The organism is Stutzerimonas stutzeri (assembly GCF_000219605.1).
Classification (GTDB): domain Bacteria; phylum Pseudomonadota; class Gammaproteobacteria; order Pseudomonadales; family Pseudomonadaceae; genus Stutzerimonas; species Stutzerimonas stutzeri.
Genome location: NC_015740.1, coordinates 1,503,905 through 1,520,516, shown reverse-complemented (window position 1 = coordinate 1,520,516; position 16,612 = coordinate 1,503,905). Strand labels below are relative to the sequence as shown.

Here is a 16,612-nt window from a genome sequence, read left to right as displayed (position 1 = left end):
GGCCGTTCAGGCCTGGCTCGGAACGCGCACCTCGGTGGCATCCCGGGCCATGGCCCTCTATCGGTATTGCAGGAAGACGTTGTCGCGTCCGAACTGGTCACGCAATGCCTGAATCAAGTTGTCCGCCGGATCGATCCGCCAATCCTCACCGAACTGCAGAAGCGCCCGTGCATCATGTCCGGTGTACTCCAGCGTGATCGGACAGGCCCCGCGATGGCGACCGCAGACCTCGGCCAGCCAGCGCATGCGTTCGCCCTTGAGCGCCTCGCCGGCGACCTTGACCCGCAGGCTCTCGGCCAGACCAGTACGCGCTTCCTCCAGGCTCATGACACGTTTGGCTCGCAGGCGCAGACCGCCAGAGAAATCATCGTTGCTCACCTCGCCCTCCACCACTACCAACGCATCGGTCTGCAGCAGGGCCTGGGCGCTGTTGAACGCTTCGGCGAACAACGAGGCCTCGATGCGCCCGGAGCGGTCGTCCAGGGTGATGAACCCCATCTTGTCGCCCTTCTTGTTCTTCATCACTCGCAAATTGACGATCAGCCCGGCGATGGTCTGTTCGCCACGCGCCGGGCGCAGATCGATGATGCGCTGGCGGGCGAAGCGACGGATCTCGCCCTCGTATTCATCGATCGGATGGCCGGTGAGATACAGGCCGAGGGTGTCCTTCTCGCCTTTCAGACGTTCCTTGAGCGACAGCTCGCGGGCGTTGCGGTGATTGGCATAGACGTCGGCCTCCGGCTCGGCGAACAGGCCGCCGAACAGGTCCATGTGACCGCTCTCCGCGCTGCGCGCCGTCTGTTCGGCGGCCTGCACCGCCTCTTCCATAGCCGCCAGCAGTACCGCGCGATTGCGGTCGATGTTGGCCTGATAGGCCTTGGCCTCCTCGAAGAAGTACGGCCCCAGGCGGTCCAGCGCGCCGGAGCGGATCAGCGCTTCCAGGGTGCGCTTGTTGATGCGCTTGAGGTCGATGCGTGCGCAGAAATCGAACAGATCCTTGAACGGGCCGCCTTCGGCACGGCATTCGGCGATAGCCTCAACCGGCCCCTCACCCACGCCCTTCACTGCACCCAGGCCATAGACGATACGGCCGTCGTCGTTGACGGTGAACTTGAATTCGGAGACGTTCACGTCGGGCGGATCGATGCGCAGCTTCATGCTGCGGCATTCCTCGATGAGGATCACCACCTTGTCGGTGTTGTGCATATCCGCCGAGAGCACGGCCGCCATGAACGGCGAAGGGTGGTGCGCCTTGAGCCAGGCCGTCTGGTAGGACACCAGGCCGTAGGCGGCCGAGTGCGACTTGTTGAAGCCGTAGCCGGCGAATTTTTCCACCAGATCGAAGATGTTGCCTGCCAGGTCCGCATCGATCCCGTTGTTGGCGCAACCCTCGATGAAGCCACCGCGCTGTTTGGCCATTTCCTCCGGCTTTTTCTTACCCATGGCGCGGCGCAGCATGTCGGCGCCACCGAGGGTGTAGCCGGCCATCACCTGGGCGATCTGCATCACCTGTTCCTGGTACAGGATGATGCCGTAGGTGGGCTTGAGCACCGGCTCCAGCCCGGCGTACTGATAATCCGGGTGCGGATAGGAGACTTCCGCACGGCCATGCTTGCGGTTGATGAAGTCGTCCACCATGCCCGACTGCAACGGGCCGGGGCGGAACAGGGCCACGAGCGCGATGAGGTCTTCCAGACAGTCGGGCTTGAGCTTCTTGATCAGCTCCTTCATGCCGCGCGATTCGAGCTGGAACACGGCCGTGGTCTCGGCCTTCTGCAGCAGCTGGTAGGTCGGCTTGTCGTCCAGCGGGATGAAGTCGATGTTGACCGGTTCCAGGCCCTTCTTGGCCTGCTCGCGGTTGATGGTCTCCAGCGCCCATTTGATGATGGTCAGGGTGCGCAAGCCGAGGAAGTCGAACTTCACCAGGCCGGCCTGCTCGACGTCGTCCTTGTCGAACTGGGTCACCAGTCCGCCGCCCTCCTCGTCACAGGCGATCGGCGCGAAGTCGGTGAGCTTGGTCGGCGCGATCACCACACCACCGGCGTGTTTGCCGGTACCGCGGGTGATGCCTTCGAGCTTGAGCGCCATCTCCCAGATTTCGCGGGCATCCTCGTCGACGGCGAGGAAGTCGCGCAGCGGCTCTTCCATCTCGTAGGCCTTCTCGAGGGTCATGCCCACCTCGAAAGGAATCATCTTCGACAGACGGTCGGCCAGGCCATAGGACTTGCCCTGGACCCGCGCCACGTCACGCACCACCGCCTTGGCCGCCATGGTGCCGAAGGTGATGATCTGGCTCACCGCATTGCGCCCGTACGCCTCGGCCACGTAATCGATGACCCGGTCGCGGCCGTCCATGCAGAAGTCGACGTCGAAGTCGGGCATGGAAATACGCTCGGGGTTGAGGAAGCGCTCGAACAGCAGGTCGTAGGCCAGCGGATCGAGGTCGGTGATCTTCAGCACGTAGGCCACCAGCGAGCCGGCACCCGAACCACGGCCCGGACCGACCGGAACGCCGTTGTTCTTGGCCCACTTGATGAAGTCCATAACGATCAGGAAGTAACCGGGAAAGCCCATCTGAATGATGGTGCCCAGTTCGAACTCGAGGCGGTCGATATAGACCTGCTTCTTCGCCTCGTAGTCCGGCGTGTCCTTTGGCAGCAGGACTTCCAGGCGCTCCTCCAAGCCCTCGAACGAGACCTGACGCAGGTAATCGTCGATGGTCATGCCTTCGGGAACCGGGAAGTTCGGCAGGAAGTAGGTGCCCAGCTGCACTTCGATGTTGCAGCGTTTGGCGATCTCGACGGTGTTTTCCAGCGCCTCGGGCAGGTCGGCGAACAGCTCGGCCATCTCCTCGGGCGTCTTCAGGTACTGCTGATCGGAATAGGTACGCGGGCGTCGCGGGTCGTCCAGAGTGCGCCCTTCACCGATGCAGACGCGGGTTTCATGCGCCTCGAAGTCTTCCTGTTTGAGAAAGCGCACGTCGTTGGTCGCCACCAGCGGCGCGCCGCTGCGCTCGGCCAGCGCCACGGCCGCATGCAGATGCTCTTCGTCATTGACCCGATTGGTGCGCTGCACTTCCAGGTAGAAGCGATCGGCGAATACCTCGCGCCATTCGGCAAGACGCGACGCCGCCAGCGCTTCGTCGCCATTGAGCAGAGCGTGGCCGATCTCCCCTTCCTTGGCACCGGAAAGCGCAATCAGCCCTTCGGCCGCTTCCTTGACCCACTCCCGCTCGATGATGACCAGATCGTTGCGCTGGCCTTCGGTCCAGCCGCGAGAAATCAACTCGGTGAGATTGCGATAACCCTTGGGGTTCATCGCCAGCAGCGTCAGGCGGCTGAGAGGACCATCCTCGTCGCAGCCAGCCAGCCAGATATCGGCGCCACAGATCGGTTTGATTCCGGCGCCCTGCGCCGTCTTGTAGAACTTCACCAGCGAGCACATGTTGCTCATGTCGGTCACCGCCACCGCGGGCATTCCGCCCGCCGCCACCGCCTTGATCAGCGGCTTGACGCGCACCAGGCCATCGACCAGCGAGTACTCGGTATGCAGACGGAGATGGACGAAGGAAGCAGGCATGAACAGACCTTGAGCTGGCAGAACGACAAGCGCGGGATTGTACCGGAAAGCAATCGTCCGCTGGCGAACCTACCGACCGCCAGAGCCATTGCAAACCGTGATCGCAGAAGCGCATGAAGGCAGAGCGGAACCTCTGTCCGTGGCAGCCGGCAAGCCCTAGACCAGCAGGACGCTGGCCGGAACCTCTACCTCGATGCTCACCTGCTCGAGCATCGCGCGGACGGGCGCAAACGAGCGCCGATGAATGGGCGTGGGCCCGAGGCGACGAAGCGCCTCGAGGTGGCTCGGCGTCGGGTAGCCCTTGTGGCCGGCCAGACCATAGCCCGGATAGCACAGATCCAGCGCCTGCATTTCGCGGTCACGACTGACCTTGGCCAGAATGGACGCCGCCGCGATTGCCGGAACCTGTGCATCACCCTGGATCACCGGCGCGCTGGGCACAGCCAGTTGGGGACAACGATTGCCGTCGATCAGCGCCAGCCGCGGCGTGACACTCAGCCCTTCGACGGCGCGCTGCATGGCCAGCATGGTGGCATGCAGGATATTGAGCTGGTCGATCTCCTCCACCTCGGCACGGGCGATGCACCAGGCGACCGCCTTCTCCCGGATTTCGTCGAACAGGGCCTCTCGGCGAGCCTCGGTCAGCTTCTTCGAGTCGTTCAAGCCTTCGATCGGCCTTGCCGGATCGAGAATCACGGCCGCCGTCACGACCGGCCCACACAGCGGCCCACGACCCACTTCGTCGACACCCGCGACCAGCTCTTCCACGAGATTGAAATCGAGCCCGAACTGCATCAGCGCGCTCCTACCAGCCGCAAAACCGCGTCTGCAGCCTGGCTCGACGCATCGCAGCGCAGCGTGCGATGGATGCTGTCGAAGCCTTCCGTTTGCACTTCGCCATCGTCCAGCAGCGGCGATAGCGCCTGGGCCAACGCCTCCGGTGTCGCCGCGTCCTGCAGCAGCTCCGGCACCAGCAGGCGCTGCGCCAGCAGATTGGGCAACGCAACGTAGGGGCTTTTAACCAACCGGCGCAGGATGCGATAGGTCATCGGTGCCACGCTGTAGGCCACCACCATCGGGCGCTTGAACAACAGCGCTTCGAGCGTGGCGGTGCCGGAAGCGATCAGCACTGCGTTGCAGGCGGCCAGCGCCTCGTGGGACCGGCCGTCGAGCAGCGTCAGCGGCAAGTCGCGGGTCGCCAGCATCTGCTCCAGCTGCAGCCGGCGCTCCGGGCTGGCGCAGGGCATGACGAAACGAATGCCGGGCCGCATGGCGCGCAACCGCTCGGCGGCACTGAGGAACAGCTCGCCCAGGCGAGCCACCTCGCCGCCCCGACTGCCCGGCATCAGCGCGACGATCGTGCCCTGCTCCGGCAAGCCGAGCGCCAACCGCGCGGCTGCTCGGTCGGCACATAGCGGAATGGTATCGGCCAGAGGATGACCGACGAAGCGCACCGGGACCTGATGGTCGTCGTAGAACTTGGCTTCGAAGGGGAACAGCGTCAGCATCAGATCGCAGGCTTCCCGGATCTTCAGCACCCGCTTCTGGCGCCAGGCCCAGACCGACGGGCTGACGTAATGCACTGTCCTGATCCCGGCTCGACGCAGCTTGAGCTCGAGCCCCAGGTTGAAGTCAGGGGCATCAATGCCGATGAACACATCGGGCCGCTGCTGGATCAGCGTATCCACCAGGCGCTTACGGCGCGCCAGCAGCTCCGGCAGACGGCCGAGCACTTCGACCAGGCCCATCACGGCCAGTCGCTCCAGCGGGAAATAGGATTGCAGCCCTTCGGCCTGCATGCGTGGACCACCGACGCCAATGAACTCGACATCGGCGTGTTGCGCCTTCAGCGCCTGCATCAGGCCCGCGCCGAGAATGTCACCAGAGGATTCCCCGGCAACCAGGGCAACCCTGAGCGGCCTGCTCATCTCAGCGGGTGATGCCACGAGTCGACGCCTGGATGGAGTCGCGGAAGATCGCCACCTCCGGGAAGGCCGCCGCACTCTCGGCCAGCTCGCTGAGCGCTGCCTCCACCGTCAACCCTTTGCGATAGACGATCTTGTAGGCATTGCGCAGAGCGTGCACGGCTTCGGCGCTGAAGCCGCGACGACGCATGCCCTCGAAGTTCATGCTGCGCGCTTCTGCCGGGTTGCCGAATACGGTGACGAATGCCGGCACATCCTTGCCAATCGCCGTCCCCATGCCGGAGAAGCTGTGCGCCCCGATGTGACAGAACTGGTGGACCAGGGTGTAGCCGGACAGAATCGCCCAGTCCCCCACGTGCACGTGCCCCGCCAGCGCGGTGTTGTTGACCAGGATGCAGTGGTTGGCGATGACGCTGTCGTGGCCGATATGCGCGTACGCCATGATCAGATTGTGATCACCGATGGTGGTTTCGGAGCGATCCTGCACGGTGCCGCGATGGATGGTGACACCCTCGCGAATCACATTGTGATCGCCGATCACCAGTCGAGTCGGCTCGCCCTTGTACTTCAGGTCAGGCGTATCTTCGCCTACCGAGGAGAACTGATAGATGCGATTGTGCCGACCGATACGGGTCGGCCCTTTGATGACCACGTGCGACGCGATCACCGTACCCTCGCCGATTTCGACATCCGGACCAATGATCGACCAGGGCCCCACCTGGACGTCATCCGCCAGCCGAGCGGCAGGATCGATGATGGCGCGAGGGTCGATCAAACTCATATTTCCTGTTCCGCGCAGATGATTTCAGCCGAGCAGACCGGCTTGCCATCGACGGTAGCGCGACAATCGAACTTCCAGATACCGCGCTTGTTGCTCAGGAAATCCGCCTCGAGAACCAGCTGGTCGCCGGGGCGTACCGGCTGGCGGAACCGCAGCTTGTCAGAACCGACGAAATAGTAAAGCGTGCCATCGGATGGCTTGACACCCATCATCTTGAAGCCCAGGAGGCCAGCGGCCTGCGCCATGGCTTCGATGATGAGCACGCCCGGCATGATCGGGTGCTGCGGGAAATGCCCATTGAAGAACGGCTCATTGATGGTCACGTTCTTGTAGGCGCGAACGCGCTTGGCCTCGACATCCAGTTCCGTTACCCGATCCACCAGCAGGAACGGGTAGCGGTGAGGCAAATATTCGCGAATCTCGTTGATATCCATCATGTCAGGAAAGAGCCCGTAAAAAAGTATAGGGCCGCCTGCGCCGAAGCTCGCGCCAGCACTCACAGGCAGTTACCCCGAAAAAACCGGATCAGACGGTAAGTTCAGGCATCAGAAGACGGATTCTGACCCTGAGTCACGGCGGCCAAGCTTTTCTCCAGCTGCTGCAACCGACGCGCCATGTCGTCCAGCTGCCGAATGCGCGCAGCGCTTTTTCTCCAATCGGCCGCATTCTGCATGGCCGTACCGGAAGAATAACTTCCAGGCTCGGTAATGGAACGCGTGACCATCGTCATTCCAGTCACGAAAACGTTGTCGCAGACCTCGATGTGGCCGACCATGCCGACGCCACCTGCAATCATGCAGTTGCGCCCGATCTTGGTGCTGCCGGAAATTCCCACGCAGCCAGCCATCGCGGTGTTGTCGCCGATCTGCACGTTGTGCGCGATCATGATCTGGTTGTCGAGCTTGACGCCGTTGCCAATCAGCGTGTCGGAGAGCGCACCACGGTCGATGGTCGTGTTGGAGCCGATCTCGACGTCGTCGCCGATGCGCACGCCGCCGATCTGGGCGATCTTCTGCCAGGCACCTTTTTCCTTGGCAAAACCGAATCCCTCGCCGCCGATCACCGCCCCCGACTGGATGACCACTCGCTTGCCGATCTGCACATCGTGATAAAGCGTCACACGCGGCGCCAAACGACCGCCTTCACCGACCCGACTGCGCGCACCGATGAACGACTGCGCGCCGATCTCCACATCCGCCTCGATACACGCCCCCGCCTCGATCACCACGTAGGCACCGATGCTCGCCGACGGATGAACCTCGGCATCGGGCGCGACGACCGCAGTCGGATGCACACCGCTAGAAAATGCCGGGCGAGTTTCGAACAGGTGGGATGCCCGCGCGTAGGCAAGATACGGATCGCTGACGATGATCGCCGCGCCCGGGTAGCCCTGCACATCATCGGACGAAAGCAATACCGCGCCCGCCCGAGTAGAAGCCAGGTACTTGCGATACTGGGTATTGGCCAGAAAGCTCAGCTGAGACGGGCCAGCCTCCTGCAAAGTGGCAAGCCCGTCGATGACTCGGGCGGCATCGCCGCGCAGGCTGCCACCCAGCTCCTCGGCCAGCTGACCGAGCGTAAACACTGCGCCGGCCATGTCAGCGCAGTTGGTTCATGCGCTCGATGACCTGGCGGGTGATGTCGAACTGCGGCTTGACATCCACCACGGCGCCACGCTCGAACACCAGGTCGTAGTTACCCTTCTTGATGACTTCTTCGACTGCCTGATCCAGCTTGGGCTTGAGCTGCTTGAGCATGTCACGGTCAGCGACGGCCTTCGCCTCGTTCAGCTCCTTGGACTGAAACTGGAAGTCACGGGCCTTCTGCTTGAACTCCAGCTCAAGGCGCTCACGCTCGGCCTGCTGCATCTTGTCACCGTCCTTGACCAGGCGGTCCTGGATGCGCTTGGCATCGCTTTCCAGCGTCTTGAGCTTGCTCAGCTGGGGACCGAATTTCTTCTCGGCATCGACTGCATAGCGCTTGGCCGCGTCGGACTCCAGCAATGCCATCTGATAGTTCATGACGGCGATCTTCATTTCGGCGAATGCGGGAGTCGCCACCAGCGCGGCAACGACGAGAAACAGTTGAGTCAACTTACGCACGGTACACACCACTCCTGAAAGAAAGCACTGAAGCATGGCGCCCCAATGCTAGAACGTTTGTCCCAGCGAGAACTGGAATACCTGGGTATCGGCATCGTCCGGCTTCACCACCGGCATCGCCAGGCTGAAGCTCAATGGTCCCATCGCGGTAATCCAGGTCAAGCCGACACCGACCGAACTGGCCATGTCACCAAAATCGATATCGCTGCAATTGGCGGCACCGGACGGGCAATTGGTGTCAAAAACGTTACCAACATCCCAGAACACAGAGGTTCTCAACGAGCGCTGATCTTTGACGAACGGCATGGGAAAGAGCACTTCCAGCCCGCCTTGGACCAAAACGTTACCGCCGAAGGGCAACGGATCTTGGTCCGGATCACGAATCGTCCCCGGTTTTCCGCCAGGATTACCTTCTCCCCGGCTAGGAGTGCTACGCGGACCGAGACTACTGTCCTCAAAACCGCGAACGGAATTGAAACCACCCGCGTAGTAGTGTTCATAGAACGGCAATCTAGAAGTAGAACCGTAGGCATCACCGTAGCCCAGGCGCGTATGCATGCGCAGGGTGTAATCCTTCGTCATCGGCACGAACAGCTGGCCGTTGTAGTCCAGCTTGTAGAAGGACAGGTCGCTACCCGGCACGGTGGTCTCGAAGACCAGGCTCTGGGAGTGACCGCGAGTGGCCAGCACGCCGCGGTTCAGCGTCGACTCCGACCAGCCGACCGACGCCTTGAAGTTGAGAAAGCTATCGCCCTCTTCTTCCATGAAGTCGAAAATCTCATCGACGGTATAGCGACCGGTATCCAGATCGTCCTGCTGCACGGTCAACCCGAAGGACAGACGCGAGGTCTCACTAATCGGGTAGCCGATGTTGATACCGGCACCCAAGCTATCCACCGAGTAGCTGGAGACGTCATAGTCCAGCTCGTCGTAGTCGGTGGTGCGATAGAAGGCGTTGTAGCCCAGGCTGACGCCATCTTCGGTCCAGTAGGGGTCGACGAAGCCAAAGTTGTAGCGCGACTGGTACTCGCTGCGGGTCAAGCCCAGCGAGACACGGTTACCGGTACCAAGGAAGTTGTTCTGACTGATGGAACCGCCAAGGATCAGGCCGGCGTTCTGCGCGAAGCCGATACTGGCCATGATCGAGCCGGACGGTTGCTCCTCGACGCTGTAGTTGACGTCGATCTGGTCGTCGGTACCAGGCACCTGAGGTGTTTCGACGTTGACTTCCTTGAAGAAGCCCAGGCGCTCGAGGCGAGTCTTTGACTGGTCGATCAGGTAGGTCGATGCCCAGCCGCCCTCCATCTGGCGCATCTCGCGGCGCAGCACCTCATCTTCGGTCTTGGTGTTGCCACGGAAGTTGATGCGATTGACATAGGCACGCTTGCCCGGATCGACGACGAAGGTGATCGAGACGGTGTTGTCCTCGTCGTGCGCCTCCGGGACACCATTGACGTTGGCGAAGGTATAGCCCTCGTTGCCAAGGCGACGGGTGATCAGCTCGGACGTCGAGGTCATCACCTTGCGGGAGAACACCTGGCCTTCCTTCGCCAGGAGCAGCGCCTCGATCTCTTCCTGCGGAACCTTGAGATCACCGCTGAGCTTGACGTCGCGAACGGTGTAACGCTCGCCTTCGTCGATGTTGACCGTCACATAGACGTGCTTCTTGTCCGGCGTGATGGATACCTGGGTCGAGGTGATATCCATGTTGATGTAGCCACGGTCCAGGTAATAGGAACGCAGGCGTTCCAGGTCGCCGGACAGCTTCTCGCGGGCGTACTTGTCGTCGTTGCGGAAGAAGGAAAGCCAGTTGGTGGTCTTGAGCTCGAACAGGTCGACCAGATCCTCGTCCGGGAACACCGAGTTGCCCACGACGTTGATGTGCTTGATGGCAGCGACCGAGCCTTCGTTGATCTTGATCTTCAGCGCGACGCGATTGCGCGGCTGGGCCACCACTTCGGTTTCGATGGTGGCCGAGTAACGACCCTGGGCGACATATTGACGCTGCAGCTCGTTGCGCACGCCTTCGAGCGTCGCACGCTGGAAGATCTCGCCTTCGGCGAGCCCTGACTGCTGCAAGCCTGACAGGAGATCTTCGGTCTTGATCGCTTTGTTGCCCTCGATTTCGATGGCGGAAATCGACGGACGCTCGACTACGCTGATAACCAGCACATCGCCTTCACGACCAAGCTGGATGTCCTGGAAAAAGCCGGTTCGAAAGAGCGCGCGAGTAGCATCGACAAGTCGCGCATCATCGGCCGCCTCGCCCACATTCAACGGAAGCGCACCAAAAACGCTGCCGGCGGAAACCCGCTGCAAGCCGTTGACTCGGATATCGGAGATAGTGAAGGACTCAGCGTGAACTTCGGCAATCATCAATGCGGAAATAACCGCAGGTAGCAGCAGACGTTTCATGAAGTCCTTTCTTATTCAAACCTGATAAATGAACCGGCAATTAGGCGCGGCGACACTACGGATTCGGCGTTACAGACGGCCAAGATCATTGACCAATGCAAGCAGCATCACCCCTACCACGAGGCTGATGCCGATCTGTACCCCCCATCCCTGCACCCGTTCCGAAAGCGGACGCCCGCGGACCCACTCGACGAGATAGAAGAGCAGATGGCCGCCATCGAGCACCGGGATAGGCAATAAATTGAGAACCCCCAGACTTATGCTCAGATAGGCGAGGAAATTGAGGAAATCCCCAAGGCCGGACTGGGCCGAAGCGCCCGCCACTTTAGCAATCGTTATCGGACCGCTCAAGTTTTTTACCGAGAGCTCCCCGAAGAGCATTTTCTTCAGGGAATCGAGCGTCAACAGGCTCATGGTCCAGGTGCGTTTCGCCCCTTCCACCACCGCATCCAGCGGGCCGAAACGAACCTCGCGCAACATCTCGGCCGGCCATTCACCGCCTTCGACGCCCGCACCGAGATAACCGCGCCGCGCTTCACCCTCTCCGCGAGCGGCAAGTGTCAACGGCACATCAACACGTTGCCCGTCACGCTCAACCTCGAGAACCGCTGTCGCGCCGGGCAGAACCTTGACCGCGTCGATTACCTGCTGCCAATCGTCGAGCGGTTGCCGGTTCAAGCTGATCAACCGATCGCCGAGTTGAATTCCGGCAGCCTGGGCAGGGCCTTCGGGATCGAGCTGGGCGATCACCGGCGCGATCTGTGGGCGCCATGGCCGAATGCCGAGCGCCGTAATCGGGTCCGGCTCCTCCACACCTTTAAGCCAGTTCTGCAGCGGAATCTGCAGCTGCCTTTCGGCGGAGCTGCCGACCTCACGCACCGTCACGTCGAGCTGACCGCTTTCGCCCAGGCGCCGTACCAACTGCAGGTTGACCTCACCCCAGCCACTGACAGGCTTGCCGTTGACCGCGACGATCTCCTGATCGACCGCCATCCCGGCCTGCGCGGCGAGGCTACCAGACTCCACAGCCCCAACCACTGGACGCACCTGCTGGCTGCCGAGCATTGCCAGGAGCCAGAAGAACACCAGAGCGAGAAGGAAATTGGCCAGCGGACCGGCAGAGACGATGGCGAAGCGCTGCCGCACCGTCTTGCGATTGAACGCACTGTCGAGCAGCGCTGGTGGCACGTCACCCTCGCGCTCGTCGAGCATCTTGACGTACCCGCCGAGCGGGATCGCGGCGATCACGAACTCGGTGCCGTGCCGATCATGCCAGCGCACCAGCGGACTGCCGAAGCCGACCGAGAAGCGCAGTACCTTGACGCCGCAACGCCGTGCGACCCAGAAGTGACCGAATTCGTGGAAGGTAACCAGCACCCCGAGCGCAACGAGGGTGCCGATGATCATGTAGAGCGCGCCCATAACTTTCCTCCGGGGTGGGTCTGGTGACGTTCGACTGCAAGCCGCTCGGCCGGCAGACCCCTATCGCCCGTTGCGGTACAGCCACTGCCCGGCGACATCCCGGGCGCGCCTGTCAGCCGCCAACACATCTTCGAGGCAAACGGTGGGAACCGACGCCTCATGATTCAACACGTCGTCGATGATACTCGCGATCTCGGTGAAACGGATGCGACGATTGAGAAACGCGTCGACGGCCACCTCGTTCGCCGCATTGAGCATTGCCGGCGCGGTCCCACCGACCTCCGCCGCCGTCCGGGCGAGTCGCAGACAAGGGAAACGCCGATCATCGGGAGCCTGGAAGTCCAGACGCCCGACCCGCAGCAGATCAAGCGCCGATACGCCCGACTCAATCCGCTCCGGCCAGGCCAGCGCATGCGCGATCGGCGTGCGCATGTCCGGATTGCCCAGCTGCGCCAGTACGGAGCCATCCACGTAGTCCACCATGGAATGAATGACGCTCTGCGGATGGATGACCACCTCGACCTGATGCGGGCGTGCATCGAACAGCCAGCAGGCCTCGATCAATTCGAGCCCCTTGTTCATCATGCTCGCCGAATCCACCGAGATCTTTCGCCCCATGGACCAATTGGGATGAGCGCACGCCTGCTCGGGAGTCACATCGCTCAGAAGGTCGGGCGCCATTTCTCGGAACGGCCCACCCGAAGCGGTGAGCAGGATCCTGCGCACACCGACGGTCCCAAGGCCTTGCGAATAGTCCGTCGGCAGGCACTGAAAAATCGCGTTGTGCTCGCTATCGATCGGCAGCAGAACGGCACCGCTGTCACGCAACGCCTGCATGAACAAGGCACCGGACATGACCAGCGCCTCCTTGTTGGCCAGCAGCACCCGCTTGCCGGACTGCACCGCCGCGAGCGTAGGCTTCAACCCTGCCGCCCCGACGATGGCGGCCATTACCACGTCCACCTCCGGGTGCGCTGCCACTTCGCTCAACCCACCTTCGCCGTCCAGCACGCGAGTGCTGACGCCATCGGCATGCAGCTGATCCTGCAGTATCCGCGCCTGCGCCTGATCACCAACGACCGCATAGCGTGGTCGGTGCTTGAGGCAGAGCGCACGCAGCTCGGCAAGCCGACTGAAGCCGGTCAGGGCGAAAACATCGTAGCGATCCGGATGGCGGGCGACGACATCGAGCGTGCTCAGGCCGATCGAGCCGGTCGCGCCCAATATGGTGATCTGCAAAGGTCGACTCACAATGCGCCCCAACCGGCAAGCCATAGCAACACAACGAAGACCGGAATGGCCGCGGTGAGACTATCGATGCGATCCATCACACCGCCATGTCCGGGCAGCAGCTGGCTGCTGTCCTTGATGCCTGAACTGCGTTTGAACATGCTTTCGGTGAGGTCACCGATCACCGAGATCGCCACTACCAGCGCGGCGCCGAGAAGTGCGAGGATCAACTCGCGCGCCGACCAGCCACGATAGACACCCACAGCCAAGGTGATCACAAGACTGGTCAGCAGACCGCCGATCAGCCCCTCCCAGCTCTTGCCAGGGCTGACCTGCGGAGCGAGCTTTCGCTTGCCAAAGGTCTTGCCGGAAAAATAGGCACCGATGTCGGCGGCCCATACCAGGATCATCACAGCCAGGATCAGCCAGTTGCCCAGCTCCCACTGCTTGAGCAGGATCAGCGCCTGCCACGACGGAAGCAGGATCGCCAGGCCGATCAGCAGACTACCACCCGCCCCGCCCCACAGGCGGCTGCTTTGCGGGTAGGTCAATACCAGGTAGGTGGCCGCCATCCACCAGAGTACGGCCACCGCCAGCAGCCACGGCGCCAATCCCGGCAGCTGGTAGAGCAGGCCTAGCAGAATCACCACCAGTGCGGCATAACCGACGCGTACCGGCTGGCTGGTAAAACCCGCCATCCGCGCCCACTCCCAAGCCCCCAGCGCTACAACCAGACCAATGAAGACCGCGAAGGCAAGCCCCTCGAGTAGGAAGAAACCGATGATCGCAATGGGCAGCAGAATGGCTGCGGTGATGATTCGCTGCTTCAGCATTCGGCCTTGACCTCGCTTTCGACCTGCTCACCCGTCTTGCCGAATCGCCGCTGCCGCGTCGCGAAATCGGCAAGCGCCTTGCGCATGGCCACGTGCTTGAAATCCGGCCAGTACAGGTCGGAGAAGTACAGCTCGGCATAAGCGAGCTGCCAGAGCAGGAAATTGCTGATGCGTCGCTCGCCACCAGTACGGATACACAGATCCGGCAGCGGCATGTCGCCCGTAGCAAGGTAGCTCTGGAACAATGCCGGCGTGATCTCGGCTGGATTGAGCCGCCCGGCCTGAGCTTCAGTGGCCAGATGCTGAGCAGCCTGAAGGATGTCCCACTGACCACCATAATTGGCGGCAACCTGGAGCACGAAGCGATGGTTGGCCGCGGTCATTTCTTCGACTTCCGACATCGCCGCCTGCAGCTCGGGATGGAAACGCGAGCGATCGCCGATGATGCGCAAGCGGATGCCGTTCTCGTCGAGCTTGCGCGCCTCGCGCCGCAGCGCGGAAAGGAACAGCTCCATCAGCGCACCGACCTCATCGGCCGGACGCTGCCAGTTCTCGCTGGAAAAGGCGAAGAGGGTCAGCACCTCCACACCGGAATCGGCACAGACCTCGATCACGGCGCGAACCGCATCGACTCCGGCCTTGTGCCCAGCCACGCCAGGCAGCAAACGTCGCTTCGCCCAACGATTATTGCCATCCATGATGATCGCCACGTGGCGGGGTACGTTCCGCCCAGGGATCCGCCTGACCTTTTCCATGAACAACTCTACTTGCGCTAAAACACGCTGCGAACCAAAAGAAAAAGCTGCAAGCAACAGCTCGATGGCATCCTCGCGACCACATCGGAAAGTTCTTCCGTGTGGCCGCGAAAGCGCGATGCCGGCCTTATACGGCCATCAGATCGGCTTCTTTTCCTTCGAGAGCCTTGTCGATTTCGGCAACGTACTTGTCCGTCAGCTTCTGGACATCGTCCTGACCGCGACGCTCCTCGTCTTCGCTGATTTCCTTTTCCTTGACCAGGTCCTTGAGCTGAGCGATCGCGTCACGCCGGATGTTGCGCACCGCAACGCGGGCATTCTCGGCTTCGGCGCGCGCCTGCTTGGTATAGCCCTTGCGGGTCTCCTCGGTCAGCGCCGGCATTGGTACGCGGATGGTGGTGCCAGCAGTAGCAGGATTGAGCCCCAGATCGGAGGTCATGATGGCCTTCTCCACCGCCTGGATCATGCTCTTGTCGAACACGGTCAGGGCCAGGGTACGGGAGTCCTCTGCCACCACATTGGCAACCTGGCGCAACGGCGTGTCGGCGCCGTAGTAGGAGACCATCACGCTGTCGAGGATGCTGGGGTGGGCGCGACCGGTACGGATCTTGGCGAACGCATGGTCCAGCGCTTCCAGGGTTTTCTTCATGCGCTCCTGCGCGTCTTGCTTGATCTCGTTGATCATTCGTTCGATTCCTCGATCAGGGTTCCTTCGGCACCGCCCAATACGATGTTGAGCAGGGCGCCGGGCTTGTTCATATTGAAGACTCGCAGCGGCATGCTGTGATCGCGGCACAGGCAGATGGCAGTCAGATCCATCACCCCGAGCTTGCGATCGAGCACTTCATCGTACGTGAGCTCGGCAAACTTCTCGGCGTTCGGATCCTTGAAGGGATCAGCCGTATAGACGCCGTCGACCTTGGTGGCCTTGAGCACGACATCCGCCTGGATTTCGATCGCGCGCAGGCAGGCCGCCGAATCAGTGGTGAAGAATGGATTGCCGGTTCCAGCAGAGAAGATCACCACTTCGCCACTCTTGAGATGACGCATGGCCTTGCGACGATCGTAGTGGTCGGTGACACCGACCATGGAAATGGCGGACATCACCAGCGCGGGAATATTCGAGCGCTCCAGGGCGTCACGCATGGCCAATGCATTCATAACCGTGGCCAGCATACCCATATGGTCGCCGGTCACACGATCCATGCCGGCCGCCGAGAGCGCCGCGCCGCGAAACAGGTTGCCGCCACCGATAACCAGACCGACTTCGACGCCGATGCCAACCAGCTGGCCGACTTCCAGGGCCATGCGGTCGAGCACCTTGGGATCGATGCCGAAGTCCTCGGACCCCATCAGGGCCTCGCCGCTTAATTTGAGCAGAATGCGTTTATAGCGAGGATTGCGTGCACTCATCTGCTGAGCCATTGGCGTGTTATCTCCTGCGGCGTGCTATGACCAAGTCTGAATGACTCAGACAAAAAATATCTGCGCTTTGACAGCGCAACTCGGGGTTGGTGCCAAGCGATGACTATACCGTGACAAAAAAACAAATCCGCTGCCCAATTCGACA

At 61.8% G+C, this 16,612-nt stretch carries 14 protein-coding genes; all 14 read right to left on the bottom strand.

All coding sequences use genetic code 11. From position 1 onward, the window contains the following. Positions 1-57: 57 nt before the first annotated feature. Positions 58-3,579: a DNA polymerase III subunit alpha gene (dnaE, locus tag PSTAB_RS07270; protein WP_013982337.1), complete on the bottom strand. Its 3,522-nt coding sequence runs from the start codon at positions 3,577-3,579 to the stop codon at positions 58-60. A 156-nt stretch (positions 3,580-3,735) separates the two neighbouring features. Further along, the gene (rnhB, locus tag PSTAB_RS07265) at positions 3,736-4,374 is read right to left on the bottom strand and encodes a ribonuclease HII (protein WP_011912714.1); all 639 of its coding nucleotides are present in this window, start codon (positions 4,372-4,374) and stop codon (positions 3,736-3,738) included. Further along, complete coding sequence (lpxB, locus tag PSTAB_RS07260; RefSeq protein WP_041771685.1) at positions 4,374-5,507, bottom strand: lipid-A-disaccharide synthase; 1,134 nt, start codon at positions 5,505-5,507, stop codon at positions 4,374-4,376. The genes rnhB and lpxB overlap by 1 nt, the downstream gene beginning before the upstream one ends. 1 nt (position 5,508) lies before the next feature. After that, positions 5,509-6,285 carry an acyl-ACP--UDP-N-acetylglucosamine O-acyltransferase gene (lpxA, locus tag PSTAB_RS07255; RefSeq protein WP_011912712.1) on the bottom strand — a complete coding sequence of 259 codons (777 nt, stop codon included), beginning with the start codon at positions 6,283-6,285 and terminating at the stop codon, positions 5,509-5,511. Next, positions 6,282-6,722 (bottom strand): 3-hydroxyacyl-ACP dehydratase FabZ, encoded by a 441-nt coding sequence (gene fabZ / locus PSTAB_RS07250; protein ID WP_013982334.1) that lies wholly within the window; start codon positions 6,720-6,722, stop codon positions 6,282-6,284. Before fabZ ends, lpxA begins: the two co-directional genes overlap by 4 nt. Before the next feature lie 101 nt (positions 6,723-6,823). Then, complete coding sequence (lpxD, locus tag PSTAB_RS07245; RefSeq protein WP_013982333.1) at positions 6,824-7,882, bottom strand: UDP-3-O-(3-hydroxymyristoyl)glucosamine N-acyltransferase; 1,059 nt, start codon at positions 7,880-7,882, stop codon at positions 6,824-6,826. Between the two features lies 1 nt (position 7,883). Beyond that, positions 7,884-8,387: an OmpH/Skp family outer membrane protein gene (locus PSTAB_RS07240; RefSeq protein WP_003295019.1), complete on the bottom strand. Its 504-nt coding sequence runs from the start codon at positions 8,385-8,387 to the stop codon at positions 7,884-7,886. A 48-nt stretch (positions 8,388-8,435) separates the two neighbouring features. Beyond that, the gene (gene bamA / locus PSTAB_RS07235; RefSeq protein ID WP_013982332.1) at positions 8,436-10,802 is read right to left on the bottom strand and encodes an outer membrane protein assembly factor BamA; all 2,367 of its coding nucleotides are present in this window, start codon (positions 10,800-10,802) and stop codon (positions 8,436-8,438) included. Positions 10,803-10,871: 69 nt separating this feature from the next. Next, positions 10,872-12,224: an RIP metalloprotease RseP gene (gene rseP / locus PSTAB_RS07230; protein ID WP_013982331.1), complete on the bottom strand. Its 1,353-nt coding sequence runs from the start codon at positions 12,222-12,224 to the stop codon at positions 10,872-10,874. A gap of 60 nt (positions 12,225-12,284) precedes the next feature. Then, positions 12,285-13,475 (bottom strand): 1-deoxy-D-xylulose-5-phosphate reductoisomerase, encoded by a 1,191-nt coding sequence (ispC, locus tag PSTAB_RS07225; protein ID WP_026012586.1) that lies wholly within the window; start codon positions 13,473-13,475, stop codon positions 12,285-12,287. After that, positions 13,472-14,287 carry a phosphatidate cytidylyltransferase gene (locus tag PSTAB_RS07220; protein WP_013982329.1) on the bottom strand — a complete coding sequence of 272 codons (816 nt, stop codon included), beginning with the start codon at positions 14,285-14,287 and terminating at the stop codon, positions 13,472-13,474. Before PSTAB_RS07220 ends, ispC begins: the two co-directional genes overlap by 4 nt. Beyond that, a complete protein-coding gene (gene uppS / locus PSTAB_RS07215; protein WP_017244593.1) occupies positions 14,281-15,042 on the bottom strand; it encodes a polyprenyl diphosphate synthase in 762 nt (253 codons plus the stop codon). Before uppS ends, PSTAB_RS07220 begins: the two co-directional genes overlap by 7 nt. A 127-nt stretch (positions 15,043-15,169) precedes the next feature. Then, positions 15,170-15,727 carry a ribosome recycling factor gene (frr, locus tag PSTAB_RS07210; RefSeq protein ID WP_013982327.1) on the bottom strand — a complete coding sequence of 186 codons (558 nt, stop codon included), beginning with the start codon at positions 15,725-15,727 and terminating at the stop codon, positions 15,170-15,172. Next, complete coding sequence (gene pyrH, locus PSTAB_RS07205) at positions 15,724-16,467, bottom strand: UMP kinase (RefSeq protein WP_011912702.1); 744 nt, start codon at positions 16,465-16,467, stop codon at positions 15,724-15,726. The genes frr and pyrH overlap by 4 nt, the downstream gene beginning before the upstream one ends. Between the last annotated feature and the right edge of the window lie 145 nt (positions 16,468-16,612).

Coding starts and splice junctions, on each gene's coding strand:
- dnaE (WP_013982337.1), bottom strand. CDS start 3,579: ATGCCTGCTTCCTTCGTCCATCTCCGTCTGCATACCGAGTACTCGCTG.
- rnhB (WP_011912714.1), bottom strand. CDS start 4,374: ATGCAGTTCGGGCTCGATTTCAATCTCGTGGAAGAGCTGGTCGCGGGT.
- lpxB (WP_041771685.1), bottom strand. CDS start 5,507: ATGAGCAGGCCGCTCAGGGTTGCCCTGGTTGCCGGGGAATCCTCTGGT.
- lpxA (WP_011912712.1), bottom strand. CDS start 6,285: ATGAGTTTGATCGACCCTCGCGCCATCATCGATCCTGCCGCTCGGCTG.
- fabZ (WP_013982334.1), bottom strand. CDS start 6,722: ATGATGGATATCAACGAGATTCGCGAATATTTGCCTCACCGCTACCCG.
- lpxD (WP_013982333.1), bottom strand. CDS start 7,882: ATGGCCGGCGCAGTGTTTACGCTCGGTCAGCTGGCCGAGGAGCTGGGT.
- bamA (WP_013982332.1), bottom strand. CDS start 10,802: ATGAAACGTCTGCTGCTACCTGCGGTTATTTCCGCATTGATGATTGCC.
- rseP (WP_013982331.1), bottom strand. CDS start 12,224: ATGGGCGCGCTCTACATGATCATCGGCACCCTCGTTGCGCTCGGGGTG.
- PSTAB_RS07220 (WP_013982329.1), bottom strand. CDS start 14,287: ATGCTGAAGCAGCGAATCATCACCGCAGCCATTCTGCTGCCCATTGCG.
- uppS (WP_017244593.1), bottom strand. CDS start 15,042: ATGGAAAAGGTCAGGCGGATCCCTGGGCGGAACGTACCCCGCCACGTG.
- frr (WP_013982327.1), bottom strand. CDS start 15,727: ATGATCAACGAGATCAAGCAAGACGCGCAGGAGCGCATGAAGAAAACC.
- pyrH (WP_011912702.1), bottom strand. CDS start 16,467: ATGGCTCAGCAGATGAGTGCACGCAATCCTCGCTATAAACGCATTCTG.